General features: G+C 55.8%; 22 protein-coding genes. 10 read left to right on the top strand and 12 right to left on the bottom strand.

The window, feature by feature from the left end:
* Positions 1-87 precede the first annotated feature (87 nt).
* The 3 genes from ligA (at position 88) to C1J03_RS25960 (ending at position 4,506) form a co-directional block, all read left to right on the top strand.
* Entirely contained in the window at positions 88-2,181 is a 2,094-nt protein-coding gene (gene ligA / locus C1J03_RS12835) for an NAD-dependent DNA ligase LigA (protein WP_114888990.1), read from the top strand.
* Positions 2,178-4,268: an ATP-dependent DNA helicase RecG gene (gene recG, locus C1J03_RS12830; RefSeq protein WP_114886958.1), complete on the top strand. Its 2,091-nt coding sequence runs from the start codon at positions 2,178-2,180 to the stop codon at positions 4,266-4,268. The genes ligA and recG overlap by 4 nt, the downstream gene beginning before the upstream one ends.
* A gap of 109 nt (positions 4,269-4,377) precedes the next feature.
* Positions 4,378-4,506, top strand: a complete 129-nt coding sequence (locus C1J03_RS25960; protein ID WP_302661631.1) for a hypothetical protein — start codon at positions 4,378-4,380, stop codon at positions 4,504-4,506.
* Between the two features lie 194 nt (positions 4,507-4,700).
* Here C1J03_RS25960 and C1J03_RS12825 read toward each other — a convergent pair whose 3' ends face one another.
* Positions 4,701-5,150 (bottom strand): iron-sulfur cluster assembly scaffold protein, encoded by a 450-nt coding sequence (locus C1J03_RS12825; protein ID WP_114886957.1) that lies wholly within the window; start codon positions 5,148-5,150, stop codon positions 4,701-4,703.
* A gap of 84 nt (positions 5,151-5,234) precedes the next feature.
* Between C1J03_RS12825 and hisI the strand changes: the two genes are divergently transcribed.
* Together hisI and C1J03_RS12815 are read left to right on the top strand one after the other, a co-directional pair.
* Positions 5,235-5,594 carry a phosphoribosyl-AMP cyclohydrolase gene (hisI, locus tag C1J03_RS12820; protein WP_114886956.1) on the top strand — a complete coding sequence of 120 codons (360 nt, stop codon included), beginning with the start codon at positions 5,235-5,237 and terminating at the stop codon, positions 5,592-5,594.
* 66 nt (positions 5,595-5,660) lie between these two features.
* Positions 5,661-6,407 (top strand): hypothetical protein, encoded by a 747-nt coding sequence (locus tag C1J03_RS12815; RefSeq protein WP_114886955.1) that lies wholly within the window; start codon positions 5,661-5,663, stop codon positions 6,405-6,407.
* Here the strand turns inward: C1J03_RS12815 and gluQRS are convergent, their stop codons facing one another.
* The 4 genes from gluQRS to C1J03_RS12795 all read right to left on the bottom strand — a co-directional run bounded on the left by gluQRS (position 6,408) and on the right by C1J03_RS12795 (position 10,353).
* Complete coding sequence (gluQRS, locus tag C1J03_RS12810; protein ID WP_114886954.1) at positions 6,408-7,259, bottom strand: tRNA glutamyl-Q(34) synthetase GluQRS; 852 nt, start codon at positions 7,257-7,259, stop codon at positions 6,408-6,410. It lies immediately after the preceding gene.
* Positions 7,256-7,870, bottom strand: a complete 615-nt coding sequence (locus tag C1J03_RS12805; RefSeq protein WP_114886953.1) for a class I SAM-dependent DNA methyltransferase — start codon at positions 7,868-7,870, stop codon at positions 7,256-7,258. The genes gluQRS and C1J03_RS12805 overlap by 4 nt, the downstream gene beginning before the upstream one ends.
* 38 nt (positions 7,871-7,908) lie before the next feature.
* The gene (gene trmFO / locus C1J03_RS12800) at positions 7,909-9,246 is read right to left on the bottom strand and encodes a methylenetetrahydrofolate--tRNA-(uracil(54)-C(5))-methyltransferase (FADH(2)-oxidizing) TrmFO (RefSeq protein WP_114888989.1); all 1,338 of its coding nucleotides are present in this window, start codon (positions 9,244-9,246) and stop codon (positions 7,909-7,911) included.
* Between the two features lie 261 nt (positions 9,247-9,507).
* The gene (locus C1J03_RS12795) at positions 9,508-10,353 is read right to left on the bottom strand and encodes an enoyl-CoA hydratase (RefSeq protein ID WP_302661599.1); all 846 of its coding nucleotides are present in this window, start codon (positions 10,351-10,353) and stop codon (positions 9,508-9,510) included.
* Here C1J03_RS12795 and C1J03_RS12790 point away from each other — a divergent pair.
* On the top strand, positions 10,352-10,789 hold the full coding sequence (locus C1J03_RS12790) for a PaaI family thioesterase (RefSeq protein ID WP_114886952.1): 438 nt from the start codon (positions 10,352-10,354) through the stop codon (positions 10,787-10,789). The genes C1J03_RS12795 and C1J03_RS12790 overlap by 2 nt on opposite strands.
* 65 nt (positions 10,790-10,854) lie before the next feature.
* Here C1J03_RS12790 and C1J03_RS12785 read toward each other — a convergent pair whose 3' ends face one another.
* Positions 10,855-11,088 carry a DUF1127 domain-containing protein gene (locus tag C1J03_RS12785; protein ID WP_114886951.1) on the bottom strand — a complete coding sequence of 78 codons (234 nt, stop codon included), beginning with the start codon at positions 11,086-11,088 and terminating at the stop codon, positions 10,855-10,857.
* Between the two features lie 100 nt (positions 11,089-11,188).
* Between C1J03_RS12785 and C1J03_RS12780 the strand changes: the two genes are divergently transcribed.
* From C1J03_RS12780 to C1J03_RS12765, 4 genes are all read left to right on the top strand, one after another.
* Positions 11,189-12,595, top strand: a complete 1,407-nt coding sequence (locus C1J03_RS12780) for an aminotransferase-like domain-containing protein (protein ID WP_114886950.1) — start codon at positions 11,189-11,191, stop codon at positions 12,593-12,595.
* A gap of 162 nt (positions 12,596-12,757) precedes the next feature.
* The gene (rplM, locus tag C1J03_RS12775; protein ID WP_114886949.1) at positions 12,758-13,219 is read left to right on the top strand and encodes a 50S ribosomal protein L13; all 462 of its coding nucleotides are present in this window, start codon (positions 12,758-12,760) and stop codon (positions 13,217-13,219) included.
* 2 nt (positions 13,220-13,221) lie between these two features.
* Positions 13,222-13,710 carry a 30S ribosomal protein S9 gene (rpsI, locus tag C1J03_RS12770; RefSeq protein WP_114888987.1) on the top strand — a complete coding sequence of 163 codons (489 nt, stop codon included), beginning with the start codon at positions 13,222-13,224 and terminating at the stop codon, positions 13,708-13,710.
* A gap of 170 nt (positions 13,711-13,880) precedes the next feature.
* Positions 13,881-15,569 (top strand): calcium-binding protein, encoded by a 1,689-nt coding sequence (locus tag C1J03_RS12765; RefSeq protein WP_114886948.1) that lies wholly within the window; start codon positions 13,881-13,883, stop codon positions 15,567-15,569.
* A 54-nt stretch (positions 15,570-15,623) separates the two neighbouring features.
* Here C1J03_RS12765 and C1J03_RS12760 read toward each other — a convergent pair whose 3' ends face one another.
* The 6 genes from C1J03_RS12760 to C1J03_RS12735 all read right to left on the bottom strand — a co-directional run bounded on the left by C1J03_RS12760 (position 15,624) and on the right by C1J03_RS12735 (position 20,793).
* Positions 15,624-16,370, bottom strand: a complete 747-nt coding sequence (locus C1J03_RS12760) for an FkbM family methyltransferase (RefSeq protein ID WP_114886947.1) — start codon at positions 16,368-16,370, stop codon at positions 15,624-15,626.
* Positions 16,371-16,439: 69 nt separating this feature from the next.
* A complete protein-coding gene (locus tag C1J03_RS12755; RefSeq protein WP_114886946.1) occupies positions 16,440-17,057 on the bottom strand; it encodes a TetR/AcrR family transcriptional regulator in 618 nt (205 codons plus the stop codon).
* Positions 17,050-17,919, bottom strand: a complete 870-nt coding sequence (ppk2, locus tag C1J03_RS12750) for a polyphosphate kinase 2 (RefSeq protein ID WP_114886945.1) — start codon at positions 17,917-17,919, stop codon at positions 17,050-17,052. The genes C1J03_RS12755 and ppk2 overlap by 8 nt, the downstream gene beginning before the upstream one ends.
* Positions 17,920-17,967: 48 nt before the next feature.
* Complete coding sequence (locus C1J03_RS12745) at positions 17,968-18,993, bottom strand: alpha/beta fold hydrolase (RefSeq protein WP_114886944.1); 1,026 nt, start codon at positions 18,991-18,993, stop codon at positions 17,968-17,970.
* A complete protein-coding gene (gene metA, locus C1J03_RS12740) occupies positions 18,929-19,846 on the bottom strand; it encodes a homoserine O-acetyltransferase MetA (protein ID WP_114886943.1) in 918 nt (305 codons plus the stop codon). Before metA ends, C1J03_RS12745 begins: the two co-directional genes overlap by 65 nt.
* A 98-nt stretch (positions 19,847-19,944) precedes the next feature.
* Positions 19,945-20,793, bottom strand: a complete 849-nt coding sequence (locus tag C1J03_RS12735) for an ATPase (protein ID WP_114886942.1) — start codon at positions 20,791-20,793, stop codon at positions 19,945-19,947.
* Positions 20,794-21,070 lie beyond the last annotated feature (277 nt).

Raw genomic sequence — 21,070 nt, 5'->3', positions numbered from 1 at the left:
TTTGGACTGCCGCCTATCACGTTAAGGTGGAACGGCAATTCCGGGGCAGGTTTTTTGACATCTGAAATAGACAGCGACATCCAAACCATGACCCGCGAGGCGGCAAAGACTGAGCTTGCGCGTTTGGCATTAATTTTGGCCGATGCGAATGCGGCTTATCACAAGCTAGACGCGCCGGAGTTGTCGGATGCCGATTTTGACAAGCTCAAACGTCGCAACGCAGCCCTCGAGCAGCAGTTTCCAGACCTCAAACGCCGGGACAGCGCTTCCGATCAAGTTGGCGCGGCGCCTGCATCTGGGTTTGGCAAGATCACCCATAGCGTTTCAATGTTGTCGCTCGCAAATGCCTTTGACGATGCAGATGTGACTGAATTCGACAGCAGTATTCGAAAGTACCTCGGCATGGGTGCAGATGTACCGCTGACATATACGGCGGAGCCTAAAATTGACGGCCTTTCTTTGTCGTTGCGTTACGAGGATGGCGTCTTGGTTCAGGCGGCCACTCGCGGCGACGGGTCGGTCGGCGAAAACGTAACCGCGAATGCATTTACCATCGAAGATATTCCCAAAACGTTGGAAAATGCACCAAACTTGCTGGAAGTTCGAGGTGAAGTTTACATGAGCCACGCGGATTTTGAGGCACTGAATATGAGGCAAGAAGCTAGGGGCGGCAAGACCTTCGCCAATCCGCGAAATGCCGCGGCAGGATCTTTGCGCCAACTCGATGCACAGATTACCAAATCGCGCCCTTTGAGGTTTTTTGCATATGCGTGGGGCAGTTTGTCGTCGCCGCTCGCGGAAACACAATCGGGTGCCATTGAGCGACTTGCAGCGCTTGGCTTTGCAACGAATGAACTCACAAAGCTCTGCCAATCCCCGCAAGAAATGGTTGATCACTACGCCAAGATCCAAACGGCGCGGTCGGCTCTGGGCTATGACATCGACGGTGTTGTCTACAAATTGAACGATTTGGCGCTTCAGGAGCGGCTTGGCTTCCGGTCCACTACGCCGCGTTGGGCAATTGCACATAAATTTCCCGCCGAACTTGCCTGGACGACTCTCGAAGGCATAGACATTCAGGTCGGTCGCACTGGCGCTTTAAGCCCCGTTGCACGGTTAAAGCCCGTTACTGTTGGGGGCGTCGTCGTATCAAACGCGACGCTGCACAACGAGGACTACATTGCCGGGCTCGACAGCAAGGGCGGCGAAATCCGCGGCGGAAAGGACGTACGCGTTGGCGATTTTGTCCAAGTATACCGGGCCGGGGACGTCATCCCCAAAGTCGCTGATGTTGATCTGACGCGCCGGCCAGACTCGGCGCAGCCTTTTGAGTTCCCGCAAACCTGTCCAGAGTGTCAAAGCGATGCGCCGCGCGAGCCCGGAGATGCGGTGCGTCGTTGCTCAGGGGGATTGATCTGTCCAGCCCAAGCGGTTGAGAAAATGAAACATTTTGTGTCTCGCGCGGCTTTTGACATCGACGGGCTTGGGGCAAAGCAGGTGGAGCAATTCTATCTTGATGGTTGGATCGCCGAGCCTGCTGATATTTTCACGCTGCAGACACGCTATGGCACCGGCATGCTACAGCTGAAAAACCGGGAAGGGTGGGGCGAAAAATCCGCCAGTGCGTTGTTTCAGGCCATTGACGACAAACGTAATATCCCACTCGCCCGGCTTCTTTTTGGTCTGGGGATCCGCCACGTTGGGGAAGCCGCGTCGGCGATGGTTGCTTTGCATTACGGCACATGGGACGCGCTAGATCAGGCGATGGAGGAGGCACGCGATTTGGAGGGCCCCACATGGGAAGACCTCGTTGGAATTGACGGCATGGGGGCGGTCATGGCCGGATCGTTGGTCGGGGCGTTTGCGCAAGAAGCAGAGCACGCATCGATAAAGCGCCTTGTGGCTGAACTTGATGTGCAGCCTGCAATCCGCGCGGACACCAATGGATCGCCCGTCGCCGGCAAAACGGTAGTCTTTACCGGAACGTTGGAAAAAATGACACGCGCCGAGGCAAAAGCCCGTGCAGAGCGGTTAGGCGCCAAAGTGTCAGGATCGGTCAGCGCCAAGACGGATATATTGGTGGCCGGTCCCGGCGCCGGCTCCAAGGCAAAAAAAGCCGCTGAACTGGGGATCGAAACGCTGGACGAGGACGGTTGGCTCTCCTTGATCGACGGCGCATGAGCACCCGTCCTGAACCGCTGTTTCCGTTGTTCTCAGGGTTGGAAACGTTGGAGGGCATTGGCCCAAAAACGTCGCTATTGCTGGCGCATCTCGGGGTGCAAGCTCCGCGCGATTTACTGTTTACGCTGCCCTATTCTGGCATCGATCGCCACCTTCAAGACAGCGTTAAGGATGCGGTGCTTCCCGCGACCTTGACCGTAGCGGTGACGGTAGGGCCCCACCGTGCCGCGCCTACAAAGAGCGGGGCTTACCGTATTCATGTCGAAGACGCTCAGACCAGTTTTCAGCTGGTGTTTTTCCATGCACGTGGCGATTTTTGGAAACGACAGTTGCCTGAAGGCAGTCGCCGCATCGTGTCAGGGCGGGTCGAGATGTTTGACGGAACAGCCCAGATGGTACACCCCGATTTTGCGGTGCCAGAGGCGGAAGCGGACACGATTCCGAGCTTTGAACCGGTTTATCCACTCACTGGCGGAGTTACACAAAAGCTCATGTACAAGGCCACGCGTGCTGCGTTGTCTCGTGTGCCAGAGATGGACGAATGGATTGATCCTGAACAGAAAAAACAAGCGAACTGGCCCAGTTTTTCGGATGCCGTTGTTCAGGCGCATGACCCAAAGTCTTTGGAAGATCTGGCCGCAACAGCCCCTGCACGCGAGCGCCTTGCCTATGATGAATTGCTTGCGCATCAGCTGACCCTTGCGCTTGCACGGGCGTCAGAGCGGCGCAAAAAGGGGCGCTCCAGCAAAGGCGAGGGCCACCTGCGCAAACGTGTGCTTGCTGCGTTGCCGTATAAACCGACGGGTGCGCAGACCCGCGCAATTGGCGAAATCACCGCCGATATGGCGACTGACCTGCGCATGAACCGACTGCTGCAAGGCGACGTGGGCTCTGGCAAAACGCTTGTCGCGTTCATGGCTCTCCTGGCAGCGGTTGAAGCGGGCGGGCAGGGCGTCCTGATGGCCCCCACGGAAATTCTTGCGCGTCAACATTTGCAAGGCCTGAGGCCATTGGCCGAAGATGCGGGCGTGGTGTTGGAAATCCTGACGGGGCGCGACAAAGGGGCCGAGCGACAGGCCAAACTCGCCGCTCTTGAACGCGGCGATATTCAAATCCTAGTGGGCACCCATGCGGTCTTCCAAGAGACGGTGGTTTTTCAGGACCTCCGCCTTGCAGTGGTGGATGAACAACACCGCTTTGGTGTGCGCCAGCGGTTGGAGTTGGGCAAAAAAGGACGGCTCGCGGATGTGCTGGTAATGACTGCCACGCCAATCCCGCGCAGTCTGGCACTGGCGCAATATGGGGATATGGATGTGTCGGTGCTGGATGAAAAGCCTCCGGGGCGCCAGCCGATCCGCACCGCCCTGATCAGCACAGAGCGGATAGATGAGGTTATCGACCGCCTTCGTGCGGCGATTGCGGAAGGGCGGCAATGTTATTGGGTTTGCCCGCTGGTAGAGGAAAGCGAAGTTAGCGATCTGATCGCGGCCGAGGCGCGGTTTGAACGTTTGCGCGCTGCTTTGGGCGAAGGTGTTGTGGGGTTGGTCCATGGCCAGATGCCGCCTGCCGACAAAGACGCCGCGATGGCCGCCTTCCAGACTGCGCAGACCAAGGTGCTGGTGGCCACAACGGTGATCGAGGTCGGGGTGGACGTGCCAAATGCGTCGATCATGGTGATTGAACGCGCCGAGAGCTTTGGCCTCGCACAGCTGCACCAATTGCGGGGGCGTGTTGGGCGGGGAACCGCGGCGTCGACCTGTTTGCTGATGTATCAGGCGCCGTTGTCTGAAACAGGCCGTCAACGGCTTGAGGTGCTGCGCGAGACAGAAGACGGCTTTGTCATCGCTGAGACCGACCTGAAAATGCGCGGCACAGGAGATCTGATTGGCACGGCACAATCTGGCGTTCCGCGCTTTCGTGTGGCTGACCTAGAGCGGCAAGCAGGGTTGATGGCTGTGGCGCAATCTGACGCGAGAAAACTACTGGCAGATGATCCCAAATTGGAAACGATGCGGGGCCGGTCCGCACGGCTGCTTTTGTGGTTGATGCGGCAAGACGAAGCTATTCCTTTAATATCAGTCGGTTAAGCATTTTCGAGTCGATGGTGTTCCACTTAGTTCACAAATGTTCTTAAAAAGTTCTTTACAGCGCGCTCATAAAATGAGACCAAAGGAGCAACAAGAACGGGAGACGCACATGACACTGCTCAGCACTTTGAAGACCATCGCAACACGCTCGCAAGACACGTTGTTGCAAGACGCGGCCGGAGCCGCCGCGTTGGTTGTAATGCTGGTTGTGGCGCTGCATATGCCCGGACTTGCCTGATTTCTGCCTGCGCTCTCATGCCGGGTCTGTCGCGCATCTATCCCCATTAGATGCGGTGTTTGGATTTGCCTATCTAAGACACATCTAGGATCTCCCTAGACGACAGCCAGCCCGGGTCCCCATGAGGTCCGCTTCTCTTGCGCCGCCATCCTGTCCCGGATGTGCGGCGTTTTTTTTAGTTTCAACAAAGTGGATTAGGAGGCGGGAGCCGTCGCTTGTTCCATGGCCTCAACCATCGCTTCAATACTCAGCAGGATAGACGCGTGGCGGTTTTTATATTCAACGGCGGGTGTTAGCACCTCAAAACCGTCAAATGGTGCATCAGGAACAGGCCCTTGAGCCTTCAGCATGGCACGCAACTGATCTCGGGCTTGCACAAGCTGTTGATACGTCGCGCCAATCGCGGCGGCCGCTGCAACGGATGCAGCCGCTTGGCCCAAGGCGCAGGCTTTGACGTCTTGTCCCAGCGCTTCGAGTTTGCCGTTGTTAACGACGACATCCACCGTAACGGTCGATCCACACAGGGGTGAACGGCGCGTCACACTGGCATGCGGGGTCTCCAACCGGCCCAAATGTGGAATATCCGCCGCCAAAGCCAATATTCGGGCTGAGTAGAGTTTGATCAGGTCTGTTCCGTCCGACATGACTGTTCCTTTGTCGCGTATGTTCCTACATAAGCGTGCGCGCGCGGTATGCAAAAACTTTTACGCCAGAGAGGCTGATGCTAAATGAGTTTCGACCCACAAACACTTAAATACAACGACGCGGGCCTGATACCCGCAATCGCGCAGGATCATGTTTCTGGCGAAGTTTTGATGATGGCTTGGATGAATGCCGAAAGCCTGACTCGAACGCTTGCCAGTGGCAAGGTCACCTACTGGAGCCGTTCACGTCAAGAATTTTGGGCCAAGGGGGCGACGTCGGGCCATGTACAGCAGCTGGTTGAGCTGCGTGTGGATTGTGACCGCGATTGCCTTTTGATGCAGGTCACGCAAAGCGGTCCTGCCTGTCATACGGGGCGCCGCAGCTGTTTTTATACCGTTGTCACGGCCGAGGGCGAAACAATCACCCAAAGCCCAATGACCTGATCAATTTTGCGCTGTGGACAAATTGCGCTACGCTCCACGGGCATTATTCAAAGATGGGGAATTGGGATGAGGATTAGGATTGTTGGCGCGGCGGTGTTCGCCGCCACATTGGGCACGTCTGCGCTCGCGCAAGAAGGCGGATTTGATCCCAGACAAACCTGTGGGGAAGTTCTGATGGACGCAAGCGATGCGGACCGGATGATGGCGGCTGCTTGGACGTTTGGATTTTTGGCCGCAAACACCAATGATATCAGACCGGTAGATCGACAAAATAACACGACTCTGTTGGGGAATTTGGACCGCGCATGTGCTGCAAGTCCAAATACAACACTGTTGGCGTTGGTCGGTGGCAGCGCAAAACACACTGCCGATGTCCCAGGATCCGAAGCCGAGGCGCGCGCACTTTTGATGAAGTTCTATGAGCCCGGCACGGACCGCAACGCGCTGACCCAAGCGCTATTACCCACGCCCGAAGATATCCGTTTTGTCTATGCCGAACCTCTGGCCAGCGCGCTGGTGAAAACCTATGGCGAGTCTTTTGGGCCCGGTACTACCTTTGGCCCGAAACCTGATCACAACGAAGTTCTGATGGCATATGGAACAACCCGTCAACTGGCCGAAAGGCAAGCGGTGCTGCGTGAATTCCCCGGCGGCTACAAAGACGTGCTGCAGTATTTTCGTGCAGATGTTCCGATTGTGCGGTTTAAATTCGTGACCAAGGGCGAAACGCTGGGGCTTGCGTTTGATGGTTTGGTGTTTGTGAACGAACGCTGGGTCATCATGCCAAAACCGTGGCGCAGTCTGCCGCAGTAACTACAAACCTAACAGGTGCCGAATATCTTGCGGCTTCATGCCGTCGCGCCGGTAGGTCGCGATGGCCCGTGCATCATCTCGTTTGGCCAATCGTTTGCCGGTGTCGTCTCGGATTAGAGCGTGGTGGTGATATGTGGGTGAGGAAAGTACCGTAAGGCGTTGCAAAATAACGTGAATATATGTGGCTTCAAATAGATCCTGCCCGCGAACTACATGTGTTACTCCTTGCGCCGCGTCATCCAGTACAACAGACAGATGATAAGACGTACCCATGTCTCGCCGCGCCAGAACAACATCGCCAATGCCCCTAAGAGCATCTTGAGTGGACAACGTGATCTCTCCCGTTTGGCCTTCGGGTCCTGCGCCGGTCTCTGTAAAGCTCAGCGGGGTATCCCCCAAAACCTGAAGGGCCGCGGCCATGTTCAGCCGCCAAGCGCCGTCCGTTAACCCCTTGTTTCGGCAAGTTCCGGGGTAGACAACCCCATCGGGGCCAATAACAGGCGGCACACCTTCTTGTGGGGCATTTGCGGCTTGAGCAATGTCAAGGCGATTGCAGGTGCAAGCATAGATCAGGCCGGATGCCTTTAAGCGATCAAGGGCAGCGAGATAAGCGGGCTGTCGGTCAGATTGGCGCATAACCGGCTGCGGCCAACTTAAACCCAGCCATGCGAGATCATCGTAAATCTGCGCTTCCCATTTCGGGCGGGCGCGCGATTGATCGATATCCTCAATTCGCAACAGGAACTGACCACGTGCCGCTCGCGCCATGTCATGGGCCAAGAGCGCAGAGTATGCATGTCCTAAATGTAGGGGCCCAGTCGGCGACGGAGCGAACCGCGTAACAAAGCTCACCGTTTTTCGAGCACGTAAACGTTTGATTTTAAATCAATGCCCGGTAAATGGTCGCCATGTTCGCGAAACAGCAAGGCAGCTGCGGCACAGTCGGTCCATTCCATTACGCGCGCTTCATTCGCAGAGTCCGAAAGCGCGTGATCATTCAAAGAAAACACCAGCTTGCCGCCGGGGCCAAGGCTTTGCATTAGCATATCAAACAGGGTTGTGGGGGCCCCACCTGCGCCAACAACGCCAACGGCGCTGATCGCGGCATAGGTACCGGGCGTGTGCGAGAGCGGCGTGTCAGCTTCGATTTGGGTCAGTGTCCGGTAGACGTTTTTCTGTTTGGCGAGCGCCAGCATGTCAGCAGAAACATCGACACCGTCGATCACCGTAAACCCGGCATGCTTGAGCGCCGCGCCCGATAATCCGGTGCCGCAGCCAACATCTAGGATGGGTGCACCTTTATCGGGCATGAATTCAGCAAGTGCGGCCGCGCAACGATCCGGGGTGGCATACCCGATTTCGCCGATTTCGGCATCGTAGCTGCTTGACCAGTCGTCATACAGGGCGCGCGTACTGTCCGCGTCGCGCGCAGCATATGCTTTGTCTAGGAAATTGTGGTTCATCGCGGCTAAGTTAAAGGCTTAACCTCGCGTGTCCAGTGCTAAGACGCGAGCCAGTCTTGCCATTCAAGTTTGGCACGGTCCGTATACGCTTTGTAGCGGTCTTTACGGCCTCGACGGCCCGATTTGAGGCCTTCAACTGGCGGAAACAACCCAAAGTTGACGTTCATGGGCTGAAACGTCTTCGCTTCGGCACCGCCAGAGATATGGGTGATCAGCGCGCCGGTTGCTGTGGTGTTGGGTGGTGTTTCTAATGCCTGACCTAGGATTTCTGCAGCAGCCAACCGTCCGGCAAGCATGCCCATTGCGGCACTCTCAACATAGCCTTCAACACCCGTTATCTGACCGGCGAACCGGATATGCGGCGCTGCGCGCAGGCGCATTTGTCCGTCCAGAAGGGTCGGGGAATTCATAAACGTATTGCGGTGGATCCCACCAAGTCGCGCAAAGTTGGCGTTTTCCAGTCCGGGAATGCGTTTGAAAACTTCCGTTTGCGCGCCGTACTTCATCTTGGTTTGGAAACCTACGATGTTATAGAGCGTGCCCAGGGCGTTATCGCGGCGCAGCTGCACCACGGCATAAGCTTTGACCTCGGGTTGGTGCGGATTGGTAAGACCAACAGGTTTCATCGGGCCAAAGCGCAGGGTTTCACGGCCACGCTCTGCCATCACTTCAATCGGCAGACACCCATCAAAATAAGTCGCAGTTTCGCCTTCGTGGAATTCAGTTTTTTCAGCGGCCAGCAATGCATCGATGAAGTCTTCGTATTGGGCGCGGTCCATTGGGCAATTAAGATAGGCGGTGCGTTCTTCTTCGGTTTCGCCTTTGTCATAGCGCGACTGCATCCATGCGCGGCTCATGTCGATGCTATCGTGGTAAACGATCGGCGCAATTGCGTCGAAAAATGCCAATGCATCCGCGCCGGTTTGCGCCGCAATCGCCCGTCCCAACGCGCCAGATGTCAGCGGCCCGGTGGCCACGATCCACATGCCATCCGATGGCAGCTCCGTAATCTCACCGTATTCAACAGAAATATTCGGATGTGCCATCAACGCGTCGGTCACCGATTGCGCAAACGAATCTCGGTCCACGGCCAGGGCACCACCAGCGGGCAGGCGGTGTTTATCTGCTGTGGCCATGATCAGGCCATTCGCTGCGCGCATTTCCCAATGCAACAAGCCCACGGCGTTTTGCTCATCATCATCTGAGCGGAATGAGTTGGAGCACACCATTTCCCCCAGCAGTCCTGTTTGATGCGCGAAGGTTTCAACCGTCGGGCGCATCTCGTGGATAACAACCTGAATGCCAAGGTGAGCCGCTTGCCAAGCCGCTTCTGAACCGGCCATGCCGCCGCCGATGATGTGGAGTGTTTGTGTCATGCCCGCGATGTAGGGCAGGGCGTGTGCCCGCGCAACCAAAAGCCGCATAAAACTCGTTACGACGGGTTGATGAAAGAGGGGGGAGTTTTGGGGTCGCCGTTGCGGGAAAGATCAGTCAGTGAGAGCTGACTTGGAGGGACCTTCCGCCTACGGCGACCCAAAATCATCTGGGGCGCGCTGGCCTCAACTTATTGATGCCACATTGCTGCCCAATTTGATAGACGCTATTTTTGCAACAATTAACCAAGCTTTTGGAAACAATCACTGCGTCCACTTCGGGTTTCGTTTCTCAATAAAGGCCTGCATTCCCTCGTGGGTATCAGTATTAGCCAAATTTTCTACCATAACGCGGCCTGTGTGTGCGTAGGCGTCAGGGGTGGATAACGCAATTTGGTCATAAAAGGCGCGCTTGCCGATCCGAACAGCACTTCCCAATTTGCCAGCGATCTGTTGGGCAAAGGCAGACGTCTCTGATTGCAGGGACTCGAGTGGGGCGACGCGGTTGATCAGCCCATAATCCTGCGCGCGCTCTGCGGTGATGAAATCGCCCGTAACCAGCATCTCAAACGCTTTCTTCGCTGCGATGTTGCGGGTGAGCGCGACCATCGGCGTAGAGCAAAACAGGCCAATGTTGACGCCGTTTACGCCAAAACGAGTGTCAGACGCCGCGACCGCCAGATCGCAGGTCGCGACCAGTTGGCAACCAGCCGCCGTCGCGATGCCATGAACTTGGGCGATCACGGGCTGGGGCAGGGACTGAATGCGCGCCATCAACGCGGTGCACCGGTCAAACAGATCCTTAAACTCAGCGGCCCCCGCATCAGAGGCCTTACGCATCGCTTGCATTTGTCGCAGATCGTGGCCGGCGCAAAATGCTTTGCCTGCACCTGATAGAATAACGACGCGGCAATCGGGGGTCTGTGCCAACGCATCAAGCTCCGCGTGAAGCGCCGCGATCATCTCATCGGACAGGGCGTTCAACCGCTCAGGCGCGTTCATCTCAAGATGCGCGACCGCACCATCTTGTGTCAGGTTCAGAATTGCCATCTTGTCCTCCGCGGCTGCTTGGCCCAACTCTAGGGCAGGGATGCAAGCGAGGACAAGCATGGTGAGTAAATCTGAGATTAAACTGGATAAGGTTAAGTTAAACGCTTTCATGCTTGAAGCGTTCCCGCAGGTCGCGCATGAATATGCGATCCAAACCGTCGCCGTGAATGAAATCACCGTGCGGCTCGCTGTGGAGGAACGCCACTTGCGCCCTGGTGGCACGGTATCTGGTCCAACGATGTTTGCTCTGGCGGATGTGTCGGCCTACCTTGCCACGCTCGCGATGATCGGCCCGCAAGCGTTGGCCGTGACGACAAATTGTTCAATTGATTTTATGCGCAAACCGGCTCCAGGTGTTGACCTGATCGCCGAGGCCAAGATTTTGAAACTTGGGAAACTTCTATCGGTGACGGATGTCATGATCCGCTCTGAAGGGATGCAAGATCCTGTGGCGCGCGCGACGTTGACCTATGCTATTCCACCTGCAAGGCCCTGAGCCTGAAAAAAGGGCCGGGGAATATCCCGGCCCAAGTAAAGAGGTCTGTCAGATGCCACAGGGTGCTACATCTGCCAGAACACACGAGAGACCTCTGTACTGGCCTGGCCCGGTGTCAGTCCCACATCGCGCAGTTGCCAGGACTCCAATTGAGCAAGGGCTTTTCTGGTGCGGCGACGGGTCGCCCATGTCGTCACGCAGACCGCAAATCGCACAGCAAGAATTGCCAAAAGTGGCAAGCTGCGGTTGTTTTGTAGAACGGTCAGGCTCTCGTTCGAGAGGGTCATTGCGTGTGTCATGGGGAAGCTCCTTTGAATAAATTGTATTGACACAATGTGGCGGTTAGGCCATGAATAAATGATACAATATGAATGCCCCTAGCGCTATGGAAACATTGTAATGGATACAATTTGGCGGCCCGAGATTCTCGAGGGGATCAAGCCCAAGTATAAATCGGTTGTTGCGGCGATCCGCAGCGCGATTGAAGCCGGAGAGCTTGGGCCCGGTGATAGATTGCCGCCAGTGCGCGAGTTGGGCTGGCACCTCAAGATGACGCCGGGGACCGTCGCGCGGGCTTACACAATCTTGACGGATGAAGGGGTGCTGAACGCTGAAGTGGGTCGCGGGACATTTGTGGCGTCGCATCAGGCCCGACCGGCTGATGGGCTTCTAGAAATAGATGTTTCGCCGCATAACGGCCCAAAGGAAACCTACCGGGTTAACCTGTTCTCGCCGAGCTTGCCCAATATAGGTCAGCCAGAGTTGGTCCGCCGGGCGATGATGCAGGTCGCGCAAGATCCGCCGTCTGGCCTCATGCATTATCCGTCTCGCGCGGCACAAAGGCCCGCGCGCGAGGCCGCGGTGCAGTGGTTGGCCGGCACCCCACTTGGGCCTTTGGTGGAGCAAGATATCGTACTGACACATGGTGGCCAAAGTGGGATTGGGCTTACATTTCAGGCAATCCTAACGGGGCGCAAACCGTTCATATTAATTGAAGAGCTGGCCTATCCCGGCTTTCGTCGCGCCGCAGAGTTGTTGCGCGCTGAGGTCGTCCCGGTGCCAATGGATTCTGACGGTATTATTCCTGAGGCACTTGAAGAAGCGGCTTTAACGCATGGTGCGCAGGTGCTTTGTACCTCTCCCGAGGTCCACAACCCTACGGTGGTCTTTACTTCGCTGGCCCGGCGCAAACAAATTGTTGCTGTGGCGCGCAAGACCGGGATGCAAATCATCGAAGACGATTGTTACCGGATGGGAGCCACGCGGGCCCCGACTTACCGAATGCTGGCCCCAGAGCGGGGGTGGTACGTGTCGTCCATCGCTAAAACGCTGACACCGGCGCTGCGCTTGGGCTTTGCTATTGCTGCGGAAAACCGCACCGCCGATCTGCGGCGTGCAGCAGAGCACGGCTTTTTTGGCCTGGCGACGCCATTGACCGACATGGCGGCGTTGTTGCTGGCCGATCCAGCCGTGCACGAGATGACACTCTCAGCACGCGACATTTATGCGACCTATCTGGCTTGCGCGCAGCGTGTCCTGTCGGGTTACGATCTGTCGGTGAATGCTGAGGTGCCTTTTATGTGGCTGAAACTGCCTATCGGTTGGCGCGCTGGGGCTTTCTGTCAGGCCGCCGATGCGGTGGGCGTCCAAATAAGGTCCGCCGAAGAATTTGCAGCCCGGGATGGCCGGGTGCCTCATGCGGTGAGGCTGGCTGTTAATGCGATGGTTGGATTGACGTCATTTGAACAAGCGATGGTGCGATTGCGCGCTCTGCTTGATAGTCCACCCGAAGAAATAGGTGTCTGAGAATTGGGGTAACATAATACCTTATTTGTAAGCCTATGTTTTTGAATGTTTTTTATCAGAGGGTGACGCTTGACGCGGTGTGGCGCTGGTTTATAACCCGCTCATCAGACGCGGGCGTTGGTCTGCGATCAACTTATGACTAATTTAACGGGAATACCGTCCATGAAAACCTACTCTGCAACACCGGCAGATATCGACAAGAAATGGATCATCGTCGACGCTGAAGGCGTCGTGCTGGGCCGTCTTGCTTCGATCATCGCCACGCGGCTGCGCGGCAAGCATAAGCCGTCTTTCACACCTCATATGGATTGCGGCGACAACGTCATCGTAATCAATGCCGAGAAAATTCAGATGACCGGCAAGAAGCGCGAAGAAAACTTCTACTGGCACACGGGCCATCCCGGCGGGATCAAAGAGCGGACCAAGGCACAGATCCTTGAAGGCGCGCACCCTGAGCGTATCGTGACCCAAGCGGTCAAGCGCATGTTGCCTGGCAACCGCCTGAGCCGTCAGATCATGACCAACCTGCGCGTCTATGCAGGCGCAGATCACCCCCATGAGGCACAAGAGCCCGAAGTTCTGGATGTAAAATCCATGAACGCCAAAAACACGCGGAGTGCATGAGCATGGCTGACGAAATCAACACACTCGAAGACCTCGCAGAAGTTGCAGGCGTTGCCGCAACTCCAGAAGTTGAATTGACCCCGCGCGAACCTCTTCGCGATGACCTTGGCCGTTCATACGCCACAGGCAAACGTAAAGACGCCGTCGCACGCGTCTGGATCAAGCCGGGTTCCGGCAAGGTCACTGTAAACGGCAAGCCGCAGAACGAATATTTTGCGCGCCCTGTTTTGCAGATGATCTTGGCACAGCCTTTCACGATCACAGGCACCGACGGCCAATTTGACGTGGTTGCCACGGTCAAAGGTGGCGGCCTCTCTGGTCAAGCTGGTGCGGTTAAGCACGGCGTGTCCAAAGCGCTGCAGCTTTATGATCCCAGCTTGCGCGGTGCGCTGAAAGCCGCCGGCTTCCTGACCCGCGACAGCCGTGTGGTTGAGCGTAAGAAATACGGTAAGGCCAAGGCGCGTAAGAGCTTCCAATTCTCTAAGCGCTAATTTCTATACCATTTCACGTATGACGGGTGGCTGGCCAATAAATGGCTGGCCACCCTTTAACTTATTAAAAGTTGCCATATATGATCGGTGCGTTTAGCATTTGCCAGAGCGCCGCTCGCGGTGCCTTTGTTGCTACATATCAAGTGTTTATATAAATAGGAGGCCCTGCCATGGCCGTAGTTAATTTTCAACAATCCGACAGTGGTTATTCAATCTATCCCGCCGGTGCGGCTGATTTCACAAATCCCATCCTTGCTGCGTCGGGGAATCGTCTATTCTGGCGAACAACTGACGGCAGTCGCGTTTTGGGCGATGCTACAGGCCTTGCGGTCAACGGCAGTGTTGTCCCAACAGCGGGTACGTTCACCGCATTTCGCTTCGATTTGGGTGCTCAAAATGGGTATTCCGACATCTTTGTAACCGGTGTTTCGATTAGCTTCGACGAACTGAGGTACGGTCCAGGTGAAGCATCTACACAGGCCTTCTGGCAGGCAGTTCTTGATGGCAACGACACCATCCGCAACAGCGCGACTTCTGCAATCGGCATTTCGGGTGACGGCTATAGTGTCGCTTCTGGTGTTGCAGGCAATGACACGTTTACGGGAATTGGTGCGGATAACTCGGAGCTTATCGGCGATGTGAGAATTCTCTCTTCAGGAACGCTGACGGGCGGCAATGACACATTCACGGTGACCGCAGATGTCGTCGACGGAGATGTTAACCAAATTGAAAACGCTACGTTGAACGGTGGTGCCGATAGCATCACGTTTATCGGTGATTGGTCACAGGACCAATATGTATCTGTTTCGGGCGATGCCTATTTCGTGACGAACGCCGTCGTAAATGGTGGCAATGACGTTATTAATATCTCAACTGTGTCTTCGACCACTGGCGTGAACGAGATTTTCGGCGATGTTTTCCAAACCACGGGCGGGAGCACCATTCAGGGCGGCGATGACACGCTGACAGGCAGCGATGCAAGAGACATTATTTTCGGTGACGCACAAATCGTAAGTGCCGCGGATGACGTTTTTGGCGGCGATGACATTATCTTTGGCCGTGCCGGTGATGACGAGATTTACGGCGATGCCGTGTCGACGACCAGCAATGTAGTGGGCGGTGCCGACTCGATTGACGGCGGCACAGGCGATGACACACTATATGGCGGTGGTGGCAATGACACGCTGCAAGGCAATAACGACAATGACGAGATTTACGGCGATAACGGCGATGATTTGATCAATGGCGGCGATGGTGATGATCTTTCGCTGGCCGGTCGCGGCGAAGACAGCATGATCGGTGGCTTGGGCAATGACTCGCTCTTTGGGCAATTCGGCGAGGATACAATCCGCGGTGATGCCGGCATGGACACAGTCAACGGTGGCTTTGGCAACGACACGCTTTATGGCGGTGTTGGCCGGGACCGGGTTGTCGGCGGTGGTGATGATGACCTGCTGAATGGCGGCTCTGATAACGACCGTTTGAATGGCGGCTTTGGCAACGACCGCCTGTTTGGCACCGATGGGGACGACACCCTGAGCGGCGAAGGCAGCAATGACCTGTTGAATGGCGGAGACGGTGACGATGTCCTGCGTGGCGGCACTGGACGTGATACGTTCTTTTTCGTGGACGGATGGGGTATCGACAGCATTCAAGACTTTGAAATTACACCGGGTTCATCCGACCGTATTGATCTGCGTAACGTAAGTCGGATCACTGATTTCGATGATTTGATTGATACACACCTGCGCGAAGTGAACGGCACCGTTTTCATCACTGACCAGCAGGGTAACTCAATTAGGTTCAACGGCGTAACGCTTGCAGAATTGCAATCGAGTGAGGATTTCTACATCTTCTGATCGCCCGATTGGACAAACAGTTTAAAGGCCGCTCCTTAGCCGGGGCGGCCTTTTTCATTTGGCGGGGGCGATGTACCAATCGTCAAACCGTGAGACATGCTCATGAACGCGCTGGTACCCCTTGGACGTCAGCAAACTGTGCAATTTCTCACGCTGCGGCGCGTAATTATGCTCAATGCACATCACACCAAACGACCAACGGTCAAAATCAAACGCATCAAGGATATCGAATTCACTGCCTTCGGTATCGATTGAGGCGAAATCAATGTGGCTAGGCGCACCGTGCTCCGCCAACAGATCATTCAGTGAAATCGTAGTGACATCATACTCGGTTCCCAGCGTCCTGCGCCGTTTGCCAACAAAGCTGCTAATTGCCGAATTCTCGCCTCTTGGCGCTTCGGTGAATTGAAGCGTTTCGCCGCTGGCTTTCCAGACACAGCGACTGTCGATTGTGCAGGTTCGATTGGCGCGTAGATCATCCTGCCAACCGCGCGCTGGTTCAGCCAAAATTCCGCTCCAGCCGAAGTCATTTTCCATCAACCAAGTGTTGTTCAACTCGACCCCGTCAGTGGCTCCGAATTCCAGAAAATAGCCGTTTTTCTTGAACTTTGATTGTACGAGCCCAAAAATATCCTGGCGCAGTTGCGACTTTGAGCGATCCAACAGATCGATGCAGGTGCTGCGGTCCTCAGGGTCCAGCACCTTGATGAATTCAAGATCGAAATATCCCGGCTCCCGGGCCTTTAGATCACGAAGCCGGTCTTTTCGGGTGATCGTCGCATTGGAGAATATATTGGCCACGTTTGCACCTCTGAATGATCGATTGTGGGGAGCATAAACCCGGCCTCGCAGACCAACAAGCTGGGATGTTCACTCGTCTGGTGAAATCAGCCCAAGCCCACGTAAGTAGATACCAATTCCACTTTCCAGCAGGTCCTCAGGCGGGAAGGGCGACGCACGACCGGGCGAATTCCGTGCAAAAAGCTCTACAACGCCGTGGCTCATGGCCCAGATATGCGCAGAAAACATCGAGGCCGGGGGGCGTTTGTCCTCCGGGATATGTTGGCTGAGGTCGCTTGCAGCTTTCTCCAACACCCCATTGGCACGATTGGCCACCGTCGCAAGAGCGGCACTGCGGTTAATGGAGATACCACTTTCGAACATGGCGATGTAATGGCCGGGATGTTTGCGCGCGAAGGCAAGATAAGCGCGCCCCGTTGCCTCAAAAGCTTTGAGCGCTGAGGGTTGGCCCGACGCATAGGCGTAATCCATCAAGTCCGCGAATATTTCGTATCCCTGCAAGGCAGCTTCGGCGATCAGGTCATCGCGCCCCTCAAAGTGACGGTAAACAGCCGCAGGGGTCACGCCTGCCTGCTTGGCGGCCTCTGACAGGGTAAAGCCCATTGGGCCCTTCTGCTCAATCAGCTCGAGGGCAGCGTCGACCAGTGCTTGGCGTAGATTGCCGTGATGATATCCGCGTTTAGGCATCCCAGACGTCCGGACCCCCGCAGATCTGCGTTTCAACTTCGCCGATGGCGCGGACGTTTTTGAGATCATAGTCAAAGGTATGAAGCACCGTGCGGATCGTATTCAGCCGCGCGCGTCGTTTGTCGTCGGACCGCACCACCGTCCAAGGGGCAATGTCGGTATGTGTTCGCTCTAGGGTTTCTTGGATCGCGTTGGTGTAAGCTTGCCATTTCGACAGGCCCTGCACGTCGATAGAGCTGAGTTTCCATTGCTTGAGCGGATCGCTTTCGCGTGCCAGCATCCGGCGCAGTTGTTCAGGCTGACAGACGTTCAGCCAAAACTTAAAGACATGCACGCCATCCTCAACCAACATCTCCTCAAACGGGCTCACCTGTTTAAAGAAATGCTCAGTCTGCTCAGGCGTGCAAAATTCAAATACAGGCTCGACAACGCCGCGATTATACCAAGATCTGTCAAAGAAAACCATATCACCATCGGTTGGCAAGTGTTTGATATACCGCTGAAAGTACCATTCACCGCGTTCTTGGTCAGAGGGTTTGTCCAAGGCCACCACACGTGCGGCACGCGGATTAAGGTTTGCCCGAAAGCGCCCGATTGTGCCGCCTTTACCAGCAGCATCGCGTCCCTCAAATACCATGGCAATGCGGGTGCCCGTTTCGCGGACCCATGCCTGTAATTTGACCAACTCGATCTGCAGTTGGGCCATTTCCTTGTCGTAAATTTTGGAGGAAAGTCGTTCTGAATGTGGATAGCTTGGCGATAAAATGTCACGCTTTTTGGCGTGCTTGATCGCAGCACGGATATCTTTAGGGGCCTCGTTCTTGAAGAAGGCACTGATTGCGCCGTCAAAGGGCAGGTCCATCACGGCCTCCGGCTGATTATTTCTATTCAATATGGGATGTTAATGCGATTAACGCAAACCCGCGCGTGTCGCCGCGCGGTCAATGGCATCCACCACGGCATCAGGCACGACATGATGGGGCATGTGGCCGATGCCCTCAAGCTTTGTCAGGACGGCACCAACAATCTGCTGAGATAGAGGAACTGAGTGGATTTCCATCGGCACAATGGTATCTGCAGTGCCGTGCACGATCTCAACAGGCATCTCTAACGCGCTATATTCCTGTGATATATCGACGATGTGAGGGCGCAGTGAGTTTACCTGCTGCGCATTCGCTCGCATTGAGCTGCGGCGCAGTGTGAGGCCCGGTCCGATATGATTAGCATAACCTTCGGGGGCGTCCTGCGGCGCGAAAATCGCAGCTAAATTGCTGTCTACAAGGCTGTTGGGCACAAATGCGGTTATGAGCGGAACAACCAATGCACCACCTGCGGCTGAGCCATTCACGGTATAGAGCCAGCCAAGATTGCCGGGCCAAGGGTTCGATACCGCCGATACCAGCACAAGTCCGGCGGTTTCGTCGGGCCGTTCAAGCGCCCATGCGAGGGCGACGGCACCACCATAAGAATGGCCCATAACAATTGGGGTCTGCACACCGACGATATCGGCGGCTTTTTGCAAAAAGATGGCTTGTTCTTGCGGGCTCTCGGAACTGGCGGTCCAAGCGCCGGCGTATCCCGGCAACCGCGCTGTCGCGCCAAGGCCGGGACGGTCCAACATGATGACACGGTAACGATCACTCAGGCGATCAGCGAAATCTAGAGTGAAATCTCGCAGGTTGCCGCTGGCCCCGTGGATCAACACCAGATCAGGTCCGCTGCCTTGGATAAGCACATGCAACGGCGTACCGTCGACTTCAACAATCTGGCCAACGGGAGGATAAGCCCTGTTGGCAGCGCGTTCGCGAAGCGTGGCTGAAACCTGCACCACCAAGATTATTACCACAGTAAGGGCAAGTAGTATCAAAGTCTTACGCGCCAATGTCTTGAAGATCGTAGGACGTGGATTGATAGATTTCGTTGATCCAGTTGCCATAAAGCAAATGCGCGTGGCTGCGCCAACGATTTAACGGCGGTTTGCTCGGATCATCACCGGGGTAGTAGTTCACCGGCACATTAATCGCCGTGCCAGAGGCCACGTCACGGTCGTATTCTTGTTTCAGCGTGTCGCGGTCGTATTCAAAGTGGTTGAAAATATAGAGTGCACGGTGATCGGCATCCTCAACCAAGCATGGCCCTGCATCTTCGCTTCCCAGCAATGTGGTAAGGCCTGGGGCCGCGTCAACTTCGGCTTGCTTCATTTCGGTCCAGCGCGACACTGGGATCACGCAATCATCTGAAAACCCGCGCAAATACGGCGAAGCGGGTGCCAAGTTTTGGTGCCGAAAACAGCCAAAAGCCTTTTCGGCCAACATATGTTTGTCGACTCCGTGAAAGTGATTGATCATTGCCATGCCGCCCCAGCAAACACCAAAAGTCGAGTGCACATTGGTCTGGGTCCAGTCCATGATCCGGCGCAATTCATCCCAATAGGTCACGTCCGGAAAAGCCAAATGTTCAATCGGTGCGCCTGTGATGATCAGCCCGTCAAATTTCTGGCTCTCAATGGCCTCAAACGGTTGATAAAAGCTCTCCATGTGGGCTGCGGTTGTGTTGCGGGTCTGGTGGTCAGACATCCGCAGCAAGCTCAGCTCGATTTGCAGAGGCGTGGCACCGATCAAACGGGCAAATTGGTTTTCCGTCTGAATTTTCTTGGGCATCAGGTTCAAGAGCGCGATCCGTAGGGGCCGAATGTCCTGCCGGTGTGCCATATCTTCATCCAACACCATCACGCCTTCACGGGTGAGCACGTCAAAAGCGGGCAGGGTGGCTGGAATCTTGATCGGCATGGTTTGGGTCGGCTCCTACTGGGTCGTGAGGGATGGCGTTTCAAATAGCGGTTTGGGTGGGATCGCTCAAGACCCGCAGCTTCACGGCTGCGTGCGCCCTAAAGTTTGCTTGAGACAAGGGCGGTAAAGTCATCCTCGCAGGTCAAGCCGGCCACTTCATCCGCGGTGACGGTAATGCCGTGGCGCGCAAGGTCTGCGTAGCGTGGTTGGCGGTGCGCCAGCGCTCGTGCGAAGGTCCAGCGCACAAATGCATCTGGATCAACTTTGTCTTCTGCCACGTTGTTTTCAATCAAGTATTCCGCCCATGCATCGGCCAAAAAGGCGGGCTGGTAGGCCATCGGTTTTGGGGCACGGTCAAAGCGGCGGATCAGCTCTTGGGTGTGATCATCTGACCCTTCGATCCAAATCAGAAGTGCATTTTTTGCCAACTCTGCCAAAAGCGGGTCGGCATCATCCCCCGGTGTGATCCACTCACAAATCGATCCGCCCGTATCGCAGATGAAATGTGGATAGCCATAAAGTGACTGTGCGCGTTGGGTGAAATGGGCGGTCTCTTGCAGGGCCGCGATTTCTGCGTCACGAAATAGACCCTGACGGCGGGCGTATTCCTCCATGGGCAGGCCGCCCTTGTCCGGATCGCCGGGTTTACCCAACCATGTGGCGACAGGGCTGAGGTTGTTAAACGTGATGTTGGAGCCGATATAGATGCTGTCGGTTAACAAAAGATCACGTAAGAACGGCACCTTCATCGCTTCTGCTTTTGCGTTATCGATGATTGTTTCACCCAGATAGCGCGTGCCAATGCGGTAATCGATGGAATAGTGAAACCAATTGCCTTCGCCGCGCAAAAGATGCGCCAAATGCGTCTTGCCCAGACCCGACATGCTAAAAACCAGCACCTTGCGGTGTGCGGCGGCCTGCCACGCGGCGGCATCGGGATAGAGCATTGCGGTGAATCCTTGTGAAATCTTGCCGCCTTTCCTAGCCGCGCGGGCGCAACACCGCAAGGACCCGCCTAGTGAACACCATCAACCCCAATGACTGGAGGCCAAAGCCTGGGTCAGCCGAAGGGGGCGTTGTTTCCCTAAATCATCTCCAGCAGCATCGGTTCGGCTAAGTGGGGGCCAAAATGGTTCTTGAGCCGTCATGCAAAGAGGCCTAGCGGCTTCGTTTCGCGATAGATGCGAAAAGGCCCGCCGCAGTGTTGCGACGGGCCCCAAAACT

The organism is Sulfitobacter sp. SK012, from assembly GCF_003352085.1.
Lineage (GTDB): Bacteria > Pseudomonadota > Alphaproteobacteria > Rhodobacterales > Rhodobacteraceae > Sulfitobacter.
The sequence above is the reverse complement of the archived record's forward strand: the minus strand, read 5'-3'. Positions and strand labels throughout refer to the sequence as shown.